This is a genomic window from Paraburkholderia sediminicola (genome assembly GCF_046027825.1).
Taxonomy (GTDB): domain Bacteria; phylum Pseudomonadota; class Gammaproteobacteria; order Burkholderiales; family Burkholderiaceae; genus Paraburkholderia; species Paraburkholderia sediminicola_D.
Map to the genome: position 1 here is coordinate 94,490 of NZ_JAQQDU010000003.1, position 12,205 is coordinate 106,694.

Annotated in this window: 12 protein-coding genes; 8 read left to right on the top strand and 4 right to left on the bottom strand. The window is 61.8% G+C overall.

Features of this window, described 5'->3' with window-relative positions; translation table 11 throughout:
- Positions 1–2: 2 nt before the first annotated feature.
- The gene (locus tag PQQ96_RS02685; protein WP_408288389.1) at positions 3–404 is read right to left on the bottom strand and encodes a DUF2946 domain-containing protein; all 402 of its coding nucleotides are present in this window, start codon (positions 402–404) and stop codon (positions 3–5) included.
- Positions 405–680: 276 nt separating this feature from the next.
- On the opposite strand from PQQ96_RS02685, the gene PQQ96_RS02690 reads away from it, so the two are divergent.
- Complete coding sequence (locus PQQ96_RS02690) at positions 681–2,864, top strand: tetratricopeptide repeat protein (RefSeq protein WP_408288392.1); 2,184 nt, start codon at positions 681–683, stop codon at positions 2,862–2,864.
- On the opposite strand, the gene PQQ96_RS02695 is transcribed toward PQQ96_RS02690, so the two are convergent.
- Positions 2,854–3,312, bottom strand: coding sequence for a GNAT family N-acetyltransferase (locus tag PQQ96_RS02695; protein WP_408288395.1), 459 nt, complete (start codon positions 3,310–3,312; stop codon positions 2,854–2,856). The genes PQQ96_RS02690 and PQQ96_RS02695 overlap by 11 nt on opposite strands.
- A gap of 89 nt (positions 3,313–3,401) precedes the next feature.
- Positions 3,402–4,358, bottom strand: coding sequence for a LysR family transcriptional regulator (locus tag PQQ96_RS02700; protein ID WP_408288397.1), 957 nt, complete (start codon positions 4,356–4,358; stop codon positions 3,402–3,404).
- Between the two features lie 104 nt (positions 4,359–4,462).
- Here PQQ96_RS02700 and PQQ96_RS02705 point away from each other — a divergent pair, with 104 nt between their 5' ends.
- From PQQ96_RS02705 to PQQ96_RS02735, 7 genes are all read left to right on the top strand, one after another.
- Positions 4,463–5,578, top strand: coding sequence for an aryl-sulfate sulfotransferase (locus PQQ96_RS02705; protein ID WP_408288400.1), 1,116 nt, complete (start codon positions 4,463–4,465; stop codon positions 5,576–5,578).
- Positions 5,579–5,608: 30 nt separating this feature from the next.
- Positions 5,609–6,937 (top strand): uracil-xanthine permease family protein, encoded by a 1,329-nt coding sequence (locus PQQ96_RS02710; RefSeq protein WP_408288402.1) that lies wholly within the window; start codon positions 5,609–5,611, stop codon positions 6,935–6,937.
- A 65-nt stretch (positions 6,938–7,002) separates the two neighbouring features.
- Positions 7,003–8,109, top strand: coding sequence for a porin (locus PQQ96_RS02715; RefSeq protein ID WP_408288405.1), 1,107 nt, complete (start codon positions 7,003–7,005; stop codon positions 8,107–8,109).
- 583 nt (positions 8,110–8,692) lie between these two features.
- The gene (locus PQQ96_RS02720; protein WP_408288407.1) at positions 8,693–8,890 is read left to right on the top strand and encodes a hypothetical protein; all 198 of its coding nucleotides are present in this window, start codon (positions 8,693–8,695) and stop codon (positions 8,888–8,890) included.
- A gap of 104 nt (positions 8,891–8,994) precedes the next feature.
- The gene (gene phaP / locus PQQ96_RS02725) at positions 8,995–9,564 is read left to right on the top strand and encodes a TIGR01841 family phasin (protein ID WP_408288409.1); all 570 of its coding nucleotides are present in this window, start codon (positions 8,995–8,997) and stop codon (positions 9,562–9,564) included.
- Positions 9,565–9,700: 136 nt separating this feature from the next.
- The gene (gene phbB, locus PQQ96_RS02730) at positions 9,701–10,444 is read left to right on the top strand and encodes an acetoacetyl-CoA reductase (protein WP_408288412.1); all 744 of its coding nucleotides are present in this window, start codon (positions 9,701–9,703) and stop codon (positions 10,442–10,444) included.
- Positions 10,445–10,471: 27 nt separating this feature from the next.
- Positions 10,472–10,705, top strand: a complete 234-nt coding sequence (locus tag PQQ96_RS02735; RefSeq protein ID WP_408288415.1) for a hypothetical protein — start codon at positions 10,472–10,474, stop codon at positions 10,703–10,705.
- Here PQQ96_RS02735 and PQQ96_RS02740 read toward each other — a convergent pair.
- Complete coding sequence (locus PQQ96_RS02740) at positions 10,661–11,908, bottom strand: LysR family transcriptional regulator (protein WP_408288418.1); 1,248 nt, start codon at positions 11,906–11,908, stop codon at positions 10,661–10,663. The genes PQQ96_RS02735 and PQQ96_RS02740 overlap by 45 nt on opposite strands.
- Positions 11,909–12,205 lie beyond the last annotated feature (297 nt).

Here is a 12,205-nt window from a genome sequence, read left to right on the forward strand (position 1 = left end):
GATCAGGAAACGGCGGGCGGGTCTCGTGGGCGTCCGGACGGGAACGCGCCGAGCGGCGTGAAGCGGGTGGAGAGGGCGGGCGGCGCGGTGCCGGCCAACGCGAGCGCGGCCGGCGGTTCGACGGCCGCGACGCTAGGCATGGCGACGTGATGTTCAAGCAGGTGGCAGTAGCCGCATGCGCCGAAGGCGTCGTCGTGGCTGAGATGGACCGGTGCCGGGCTGGCAGGCGTGGACTGGCTCGCGAGGCTCTGGTTGGGCGGCTGTAGCGCCGAACAAAGCGCGGCGAAGGGTTCGTGCGCGCGGTTCGACACCAGCATCTGACTCACGACCGGCGCGAACACGACGAGCCACATGGCGATCAGGCCAAGCCATGCGGTCATGCGGTTGCGGGAGTGTTGAGTCATGTTGGGTGAATGTAAAGACGCGGGCGATTCTAGCATTGCCGCGCATTCTTTTCTCGTGTGATTCCGTTTATAGCGGTGGATTAGAAGCCCGAAATCCGCTCATTTCCAGGCGTTGCCGCGTGGCCGTTTCCCTTAAGCTGCGTGGTACATGTCCCGCTTTCCCTGTCGGCGCTTCGACCCACCTACGCAGACGCGCAGAGTCGTGAGGCACCGGACAGGGCGCGAAACACACGATTGCCCCGGCCTGAAAGCCGCCGACCCCAGCTACCACGACTCATGACATCCACGCCGACGCGCGCATCCTCGATAACCGACATCAATCAGCGGGCAGCGTCGCTCTGCTCAGCCGGGCAATTCGCCGAAGCCTGGTCGTTGGTGAAGCCGCTCCTCGAAGCGCACGCCGACGTAATGGACGACACGCGGGCCGACGCCCGGGCCGACACGTTGAATATTGCGGGGGCCTGTTCGTACGGCTTGCGCATTCTTCCGGACGCGGAAAACTATTGGCGCCAATGTCTGCGCGTCAAGCCCGGCTACGCCGGGGTGTACGGCAGTCTCGGCATGCTGCTCAAATCGGACGGGCGCCTGTCGGCGGCCAAGGCGGTCTTTCGGCAACTGGTCGCGCTGCGGCCCGGTCAGGCCGACGCACACCACAATCTGGGCACCGTGCTCCACGGCATGGGCTACAGGGACGAGGCGGAGGCGTCGTATCGTCAGGCGCTGGCGATCCGCCCCGACTACGCCCAAGCGCATTACAACCGGGCCATCGTGCTGCACGAACTGCGCCGGTTGCAAGAAGCCGAAGTGGCCTATCGCCAGGCGCTGATCGGACTGCCCCTCCATGCCGAGGCGCACAACAACCTGGGCAACGTGCTCATGGAACTCGGCCGTATTGCCGACGCGGACACCGCGTACCGGCATGCGCTGACCATCAAGCCGCAGTATCCCGAGGCGCTCAATAACCTCGGCGGCGCGCTGAAGGCCGCGCACCGCCTGCCTGAAGCCGAACTGGCCTGCCGGCTCGCGCTGGCCATTCGCCCGGACTACGCGGAGGCGCACCTCAACCTGGGTGCGGTGCTGGCCGATCTCAAGCGCCTGCCCGAGGCTGAGGCGGCTTACCGGGTGGCCATCACGCATCGCCCGGACTATGCAGAGGCGCACTACAACCTCGGCCTCGCGCTGTCCAACCTCGAACGTCTGCCCGAGGCCGAAATGGCTTACCGGAAGGCGATTCGCTTTCGCCCCGACATCGTCCAGGCACACAACAATCTTGGCGGTGTGCTTCGTCTGCTTGACCGTTTTCCCGAGGCCCTCGAGGCCTTCGCGCAAGCGCTCGCGCTCCGTCCCGACATGGCCGAGGCGCACTACAACCTCGGGACCGCGCTGGCTCAACTCATGCGGTTGCCTGAAGCCGAAGCCGCCTACCTTCGGGCGCTCGCGCTACGCCCCGATTACCACGATGCCAGATTCGGTCTGGCCGTGCTAATGCTCGGCACGGGCCGGTACGAAGAGGGCTGGCGCTTGTACGAGTGCCGTTACGAACAGCCGGGTTTCGTGCATAAGAAGACGCACGCCATGTTGATCTGTCCGCAGTGGCAAGGCGACACGCTCGCTGGCAAGTCCCTGCTGGTCTGGCAGGAGGACGGACTCGGCGATATGGTTCAATTCAGCCGCTATTTCGCCTTGCTCAAGGCGCAAGGGGCGGCGCATATCGCCTTTGCGTGCATGCCCGCTTTACACAGATTGATGGCTTTGGTGGACGGTGTCGATGCCGTGCTCGATCACAACACGGCATTGGCTCGCGTGGCCGCCTCCACCTACGACTGCTGGACGAGTCTGTTGAGCGCGCCAATGCACTTGCGTACGACGGTGGACACGATTCCGCGCGCGGTTCGCTTCGCCGCCGAGCCGTCGCTTGTCGAAAAGTGGCGGCCGATGCTTGAGACCCTGGCGCCTGGCCGCAAAATTGGGCTGGTCTGGAAGGGCAATGCGAAACACCATAACGACGCGAACAGGTCGATCCCGACGCTGGCCACGCTTGCGCCGCTCTGGAGCGTGCCGGGGCTGAGCTTTGTGAGTCTGCAAAAAGGCCAGGGCGAGGATGAGGCGCAAAACCCGCCCGCCGGTCAGCCGCTACTCGATCTCGGCTCGGCAGTGAGCGATTTCGCGGACAGTGCCGCAATCATCGAGCAACTCGATCTGGTGATTTGCGTGGATACGTCCATGGCGCATCTGGCCGCGTCGCTGGGCAAACCGTGCTGGGTGATGCTGCCGGAGAGAGACATCGACTGGCGCTGGATGCACGAGCGCAGCGATTCGCCGTGGTATCCGCACACGCTGCGGTTGTTCCGCCGCACCGCGGGAGAAGATTGGTCCGTGACAGTCGAGAGGGTGAGGCAGGCGTGTGTGGAGCGATTCGCAGCCGCCGATGCTACTGAATCCTGCAGCGCTAAAAAATGATCTTGTAACCCTCGTGACTCGCAACGAAGCCGAGTTTTTCATAGAACCGGTGCGCGTCCGGGCGGCCCTTGTCGGTTGTCAGTTGCACGATTGCGCAGCCGCGTGATTTGCACTCGGCGATTGCCCACTCGAACATGTGCTGACCGATGCCCGTGCTGCGGTACACCGCAGCGATCCGAACGGCTTCGATCTGCCCGCGCCATGCGCCTCGGCGAGCGATGCCGGGTATGAATGACAACTGCAGTGTGCCGATCACGGCCTCCCCGTCGACCGCAACAACGAGCCGCTGATTCGCGTCCGATTCGATGGCACTGAACGCAGCAACATATCGTTCATCCGGCGGGTTGCTGACGGTCTCGCGCTGGCTGCCGAGCTTGTCGTCCGCCAACAGGCCGATGATGGCGGGAAGATCGGCGAGTACCGCGGTCCTGAAGGTGGCGTGTTCCATGGTGGCGTCGTGGGTCGTGCTGCTATTGGGAAAGAAAAAGTATAGCGCCACGGCTCACTGCCGAGCCGAATTGAATGCCTTCTGATGCTTCATTTGACTCGCTGCCCACGCTTGCGACTCGCTTGCGCTGAAGCGTGGAACTGGCTCTCGGTCGCCTCAATCGCGTGGCCGAGGAACTGCAGGAACATGCTCATCGCGACGGTCGTGGTCAGGTCAGATCGTTGATAAAGACAACTGAACGACTTGGCGGCGGCATCGGCAAGCGGAGTCCACGCGAGCTTGCGTTGCGTCACGTCCTCCGCGACGTTTTCCGCAATCAGGAAGCCGATGCCGACACCGTCCGCAACGAGCCGGCGCACCATCGACACCGAACTCGTTTCCACCAGCGGACGTGCCTTGCGCTGCTCGCGGTGGTCGATCTGATCGACCATGGCCCGCAACTCCGTATCCGGTGTCATGAGGATGAGCGGGTAGTCGAGACAGTCACGCAGCCGGGGCCGCTTGCCGAGTTTCGTCAGCGGATGCCCGGGCGGCGTGACGAGCCCGAGGTGCTGCGAGAAGGCGCGCACTTCCACGACGCCAGGCGGCGGCTTGCGACGCAGGCCATAGCCGATGTCGGCTTCGCCGGTCTCCACCCATTTGAGGATGCTTTCGCCGTTGCCCGAGCGCACGCTGTAAGTCACCCCGGGATAGCTTTGCATGGCCGCCTGAATGGCGTCAGGCACCAACTGCTCGGCTGACGAAGGCGACACCGCGAGGTTGATATGTCCGCGCCGCAGCGAGCGCAAGTCTTCCACCTGGGTCATCGCATTATCGAAATCGCGCTGCCCACGCCGCACCGCAGCAATAATGATCTCGCCGGCCGTGGTGAGTTGCATGCCGCGCGGCAAACGGTCGAAGAGCGGCGAGCCGACTTGCTCTTCCAGGTTGAGGATTTGCTGGTGCACCGCGGCAGCGGTCAGGTGCAGCGATTCGGCCGCTTTGCGGATCGAGCCACGCCTGACCACTTCGTCGAAACAACGGAATGTCTGCGATATTGGACGCATAAATTGACCGTATAGTTTTTCCATACGGGCCGTAAAGAATAATCAGATTTTATTGACGGATCGAATAGCCTAGATTTCGCTTCATCATCTTAACGGAGCGAACCGTGACCACGACAGTCGACCAAATTACCCAACGGCGCCGCGGCGTCGGCCTCATCGCTCACGACCCCAAGGCTTCTGCCGGCGGGTATACGCTGATTGCACCGCAAACGGCGGGCGGCCACGTCTATCTCATCGATATCAACGGCGCAGTCGTTCACGAGTGGAAGATGCCGGTGCGGGCAGGACGCCACGCTGTGATTCTTCCCAACGGCAATCTCGGCTACAACGGCAACCACGCAAAATCGGAGAACCGTTACGCGCCGTGGTCGATGTGGCATGGCGGCGATTTCTCCGAAGTCACGCCTGAGGGCGAGGTGGTCTGGCACTACGAAGATCCGGCGCATCACCATGACGCGCAGTGGCTTGCCAACGGCAATCTGCTTTACGCCGCGTGCGCGCCGGTGCCGGCGGGGTTTGCCGAGCGCGTGCCGGGTGGCACGGCGCACGGGCCCGACGAAGTCATGTACGCCGATGTGATCCGCGAAGTGAATCGCGCGGGCGAGTTGGTGTGGGAATGGAAGGCTTGGGAACACCTCAAGCCCGAAGACTTTCCGATCGCACCCGGTTTCGGCCGGTATCACTGGCCGCTCGTGAACGGGCTCGGCGTGAATGCGAAGGGCGAGGTGCTGATGAGTCTGCGCACCACGTCAGGCATTATCGCCGTCGACCGCAAGACCGGCGGCGTCACCATGCACATTCCGCCGAGCGTGGTGTCGCATCAGCACGCACCCGTAGCGCTTGCCAACGGCAACATTCTCACGTTCGACAACGGCAATTTCCGCACCGGTGCGCACGTGGCTTTCTCACGCGTGCTCGAGATCGATCCCTCGAACAACGAGGTGGTGTGGTCGTACGCCGACGACATGGTGAATGCGTTCTACAGCGCCTTCATGGGTAACGCGCAGCGCCTGGCGAATGGAAACACGCACATCACCGAATCGGCGACCGGCCGCCTCTTCGAAGTGACGCCCGCGGGCGAGGTGGTGTGGGAATACGTGATTCCCTGGTTCGGTGAGTACCCGGACGAAGCGGCGCGCAAAACCGGCCCCGGCCAGTTGAACAGCGTCTTCCAGACCTTCCGCTACAGCCGCGAGCAATTGCCGTGGCTGCGTGCCTGAACGCCGCGTTTTCGATCCCCCGGGGGTAACGTGAATCCAGACCCAGCCACACATAGCGTCGATACGCGCTTGCCCGCGTGGCAACTCGTGCTGTTCGGCTTGCAACATGTTCTGTCGATGGCGGCTTCGCCCGTCACGGCGGTTTTTCTGGTGTCGAGGATGTTGTCGCTCTCATCGGACTTGACCGTGCAACTGATCGGCGCGACCTTCTTTGCCTGCGGCGCCGGCACATTGCTCCAATCGCTCGGGGTGGGGTCGATCGGGGCACGGCTGCCGTTCGTGATGGTGCCGGGCGGCGCGCCCGCCATGCTGTTCGCCGTCATCGCCACGCAGACGGATCTGCGCACTGCCGCGGGCGCGGCGATCCTCACCAGCCTGTTCTACTGGCTGGTACTGCCGGTATTCGCGCGCTGCCTGCGGTTTTTCCCGCGCGTGGTGGTGGGCACGATGCTGCTGCTCGTCTCGGTGAGTCTTATCAAGATCTATGCCGGCATCGTCGTCGGCCAGCCGGGAACACCAGGCTTTGCGCGGCCGCAGTCGCTGGGCCTCGCGCTGCTCACGATCGTGGCCACGCTGGCCGTCGCGCGTCTCTTCAAGGGCACGGCGGGGCGGCTTGCCGTGCTGATCGGCCTCGCGATCGGCACGTGTGCAGGCTGGGCAATCGGGCTGATGCCGGCAGGCGGCATGTGGGCCGGTCCGCTCATCACGCTGCCGACGTTGCTGCCTTTTGGCATGCCGCGCTTCGACGTGCTCGCCGCGCTGCCGATGCTGATCTTCAGTGTCATCTCGATGGCCGAGGCAACAGGGCAGACGGTTGCCGTCGGCGAGATCACCGGCAAGAAGGTCGACATGCGCCGCGATGTGCCGAGGACCATTCGCGGCGATGCGGTGGCGTCGCTGCTCGGCTCGTTGATGGGCACCTCGCTCATCATTACCAGCGCGGAGAACATTGGCGTCGTGCAGACCACTGGCGTGCGCTCGCGTTATGTGACCGCGACGGCCGGTGCGATGCTGATGGTCATCGCGCTGTTTGCGCCGCTCGGGCGCTTCGCTTACGCGATTCCCGCGCCGGTAGTGGGCGGCACGGCGCTGATCGTGTTCGCGATGATCGGTGTGATGGGCGTCAACCTGCTCGGCAAGGTCGATCTGCATGCACGCGGCAATCAGTACACGCTCGCCGCCGCGCTCGTGGTGGGGCTGATACCGATTCTGGTCCCCAATGTGTATGCCTCGTTCCCCAGCTATTTGCAGATCGTATTGGGCAACGGAATGGCGGCGGGGACACTCGCCGCAATCGTCGTCAATCTGGTTTTCGGCCCTTGGCGCCTCGCGCCTGCAGAGAAGATCCAGACAACCTGATCTCGGGCATTCACTTTTAACGCACGCCCTCGCAGTCCTCCCTCCAACGCTTCAACCCACACTCAATGAAAACCCATTTCGCTTTCCGCGCGACGGACGTCGCGTGCCTGGCTGCGCTCGTCGTTTGTACCGCGGCCAACGCTCAGAGCAGCGTCACACTTTATGGCAGCCTCGACGCAGGCCTTGGCTACGTGAGCAACCTGCACGGCGCCCACGCTTATATCGCTGAGCAGGGCACATTCCAAGCCGACCGTTTCGGCTTCCAGGGCGTCGAAGATATCGGCGCGGGCAGGTCGGTCGTGTTCAGGCTCGAAAGCGGCTTTGTCACGACGACCGGTGCGTCCGCCAGCAGCAGTACGTTCTTTAATCGTCAGGCATACGTAGGGATATCCGATCCGATGTTCGGCACCGTGACGCTCGGCCGCCAGACCGACTGGAATTTCGACTGGCTCGGTTCGGTGTCGACCGGTCAACTGCTTGGCGACTTCTCGGCGTTTCACCCCGGCAATCTCGACGGTCTCGGAAGTACGTTGCCGGTGCAGTTGTCTAGCACGGTGAAATGGAAGAGCGCGAATTACAGCGGACTGAGTTTCGGCGCGCTCTATGGATTTCCCGGCGCGGCTGCCAGCAATACGAATGGGCGGACCATCAGCTTCGGTGCTAACTACACGAATGGGCCGCTCAAGCTGGTGGCGGTGTATTCCGAGTACCACGACCGTTTGCTGCCACTGTCCAATGGACTCGGCCTGACTTCGTTCGAAGGACAGGCGCTCGCGCCCGGCGCAACTTTCAACGCGAACCAGGTGCGCGACATGGGGATCGGTGGTTCGTATCGCTTCGAACGCGTGACGCTGCATGCGCTCGCCACGGATGTGCGGATCCAGTCGGATGGCGGCAGCGAGCAATTTCGTACCGTCGACGGCGGCGTCAACGTGCGCTTGACACCTGCGGAGGAAATCGCGGCTGGGGCGTGGACCGCGACGCTGGCCGGGCATCGCTGGAGTCAGTTCACCGTGGCCAATGTGTACTCACTGTCGAAGGCGACGCAAGTCTACGCCGACCTGATGGTCGAGACCGCGGCTGGTGGGGTGGTGGCGAATACGCTTGGGATCGGGGCGGCGTCAGGTGGACGGCAGACTGTGTTTCTGAGTGGGATACACCACCTGTTCTGAGGCGGGCGCTGGTACGGATGGGTCGTGCAAGACAGCCACGTGCGATAAATATGTCAGAAGCCTTTTTTTTGTCCGGATCGAAATTATAACTATTGCGAAAAATAACGTGTGTATGTAATAAATGTTTCGCAAAGCCATAGTATGAGCGCGTGCGGTAAAGGGTCGCTCTGTAAATAATATATTCAAATATAAACAAGCGCGCTGAAATCAAATTGAATTGATTTTGTTAATTATGCAATCAATTCAGACGCGGGCGGGGTGGCCGGATTGACCTGTCGGCCATGCCGGGCGGGCATCTGCGGGGTTGATGAGGGGGGTGATGAGGGCGTTGTGGGGGCCGCCGCACGGCCATCCGACGCGCTAATATTCAGCAGACGAAACAGATTTAAGCAGACGAAACAGTGGCTTGAATAAAGCGCATCCAGCATATTGCAATCGAATATTTAACAGTTATGATGACGTCTCCGTGAGGTGATTTCTCGAATGATCACTCTACGGAGACGGCAGAAAAATTTGCCGGGCATTCACCCTAGAGGAAGTAATCAATACTTCCCGCGCAGATAGACTAAATCGAGGAGACGATATGTTGAGTCCCCATGAATTTGCTACCTTAATGCTCATCAAGAACGCGCCGGATCAGATTGAACTGGGCCGCGCCGAGCTCGACGCCCTGCTCGAACGGCAACTCATATCGCTGGAAAACCTCGCGTCAGGACACTCACGTCCCCGGATCACAAGCGAAGGAGATTCCATTCTCAAGGCGGTTGCCCGGATGCGCTAGGCGCCCGCGGCATCCACATCGATTTATCCACCAACGCGATCCGCCGCAACACACCCGTCCGATCGGGGCTTCGCGCGTCGGACCGAATTTTGAGGAATTCAACAATGACTCTTTTGAGTCCCGAGCATATTGCTGCCGCGAAGGCCAACGTCGACGCGTACTTTGGGGTGACCGGAAAGTTCTTTGAAGGCGTTGAAAAACTGGTCGCGCTGAATCTGCAGGTCGTCAAGGCCACGCTGGCCGAGGCGCAGGAGAACCTGACGAAGGCGTCCGGCACGACGGAGCCGCAGCAATGGTTCACGCAGCAAGCCGGTTTCACCGGGCCCTTTGCGGAAAAATCGCTGTCATACGGCCGGCAAGTGTTCGACATCGCATCGACCACTCAGGCTGAAGTCACGCAACTCACACAGACGTACTACGAACGGTATAACGATCGCGTGCAGGAACTCGTCGAGCAAGCGGCGAAGCATGCGCCCGGAGGTTCCGAAGCCGCGATCGCTGCGTGGAAATCCGCGATTGCCGCCACCTCGACCCTGTGCGAAACACTGCAGAGAACGGCGCAACAGGCTGTGCAGGCTGCCGAAAGCAATTTCGATGCAGTCACAGCCACTGCGTCAAAGGCCGTGCGAAGCAACGCCGAGCAGGCACCCGTAGCCGCAGGCACGAAGCGGTAGCACTGACGCGGGCAGCAATGCCCGTGGTCAGGTCTATGTAATATATGAAGGATTCCTTATAAGTACGAAATAAGGAATCCAGGATTCAAGCATCCAGTTCGTGGACTGAAAATCCAGCTTTTATGAGGACGATTCGATGGCAAAGCAGATCGCGGTGGTGACGGGTGGAACGGGCGGACTTGGCGAAGCGATTAGCATCAAGCTGCATGACGCCGGGTATGCGGTTGTGGTCACCTGTTCGCCGGGCAACACGGGCGCGAACGAGTGGCTAGGCCGGATGGAAGCGCAGGGACGGCAATTCCTCGCCTACACGGTCGACGTCGCCAACTACGACTCGTGCGAAAGATGCATGGCGCAAATCAGAACTGAAGTCGGACCGGTCGACATTCTGATCAACAACGCCGGCATCACGCGAGACGCCAGCTTCAAGAAGCTCGACAAGGTCAATTGGGACGCAGTGATCCGGACCAACCTCGATTCGGTGTTCAACATGACGAAGCCGGTGTGCGACAGCATGGTCGAGCGAGGCTGGGGCCGCATCATCAACGTATCGTCGATCATCGGCTCCAAGGGCGGGTTCGGCCAGAGCAATTATGCGGCGGCGAAGGCTGGCATGCATGGCTTCACGAAATCGCTGGCGCTTGAGGTGGCGAAGAAAGGTGTTACCGTCAACACGATCTCGCCCGGTTATATCGCGACGAAGATGGTGATGGCGGTGCCCGAGGAGATCCGCGAGACGAAGATCATTCCGCAGATTCCGGTCGGCCGGCTCGGACAACCTGACGAAGTCGCCGCACTCGTGCTGTATCTGTGCTCGCGCGACGCGGGTTTCGTGACCGGCGCCAACATTGCAATCAACGGGGGGCAGCACCTGCAGTGAGCCGATAGTTCTGCCATGGAGGTTGCGATGAGTGAAGCAGTGGGAATCGTAGTGGGTTCGTTCGTGCTGGCGATGGCACCCGTGTTCGTCGCCGCTCATTATTACCGGGAGCAGATGCGTCGAAAGCGGCTTGGACAACTGGATCACCGTCACTACTGGCCGCACTGGAGCAACGCGCTGTATTGCGATGCGTTGAGCGGTCCACGCACGCAGCGGCTATCTGGCGGTGAGACTGATGGTTCGCGTGGCATCGACAACTGACAGACGGATCGCATCGATCAACGCCCGCGCGGCAGGTGAGGGCGTACCGGCTGCCCGCATGGTCAGTCCTATGTCGCGCCGGGTGTTGTGCAACTGCACGTCGAGCACCGCTAATTGACCGGATTGAACCTCATAGTGCAACTGCTGCGCGGATAGCGCCGCAATCATGTCCGAGCCGACCAGCAGTCCGCGGATCACCGCAAGGTCGGCCGTCTCGACCGTGGGCATGGGCGGCTTCACTTTCATTCGCTTGAATTGCGCTTCGAACAATGCGCGCGCCGGCGCATTGCTGCGCGGCACGACCCACTGCGCGTCGCGCAAATCCATGATGCTCAGATCGCGCGCGTGAGTGAGCGGGTGATCGTGGCGCACCAGAACCACCATATCCTCCGACATCAGGCGCTCGTTCTTCAGGCCACTGCTGGCGTCGTTGTCGCGCAGCGCGCCGAGAATGAAGTCGATATCGCCCGCACGCAGGTTCGCGACCAGCGCCTCGTAGGCGCTTTCGTCCGTGACGACCCGCACGCCCGGATGCTCCGCGGTCATTCGCGCGATCGCCCTGGGAAGAAGCAACGTGCGCCCGAGTGGCAACGCGCCCACCGTCACCGCACCCTGAATTTTGCCGTGCAGCGCGGCGATATCGTCGGGTACGTGCCGCAATTCGTTTAGCACGCGACGCACGTGAAGCAGAAATGTTTCGCCCTCCGCTGTCAGCAGGATCCCGCGCGGGCTGCGGTGGAACAGGCTCAAACCGGAGCCGCTTTCCAGCGTCCGAATCGCGGTGCTCACTGCCGGCTGACTGATGCCGAAGGTCTTCGCCGTACTTGGCATATGCCGATGACGCGCCAATGCAGTGAATAGCTGAAGCCGCCGGGTGTTGAGCAGATAAGCCGGCAGCGCGCCTTCTGCTGCAGGCCGCCGACGCGCCTGTTTCGCCGAACACCACTGCGCGAGTTCCTCCAGTTCGGCGAAGATCCGCTCGCAACGCTGGAGCATCGCGCGGCCAACCGGTGTTGGGAGCATGCCTGAGGGGCCGCGATCGAAGAGCGGCTCGCCAAGTGCCGACTCCAGTTCCTGAACCGAACGCGTCACAGCCGACTGGGCGCGAAACAGCGCCGCCGCTGCACGCGTTGCGCTGCCCATATCGGCCACAAGTCGAATTGCGCGCAGTTGCGCCAGGTTGAGAAGTTCTTTGTTGCTCACGGATGGCGATGCGCTGGCTGGCGGATGTTGAACGCGCTCATGATCGTGTGCTGGGTGATCTCGTTCATGGGTCTCGACTCATTTGACGCCATTCAGTATAGCGACGCATCGAGTCTCGCACCACGCTTGACGGGCGGCTTGCGACTTCGTTTCGTGGCCATCTGTTTTATTTATCGCGTGCAGGCAGCCGGGAGGGTGGGCCGGGACGCGATACGCTCACCCGGCACACGCAAAACCCTATATCCAGTAAGGCTTGCAGCGCCTATCCGAGCTCCGGCCACAGGCGATGAGCGAGCT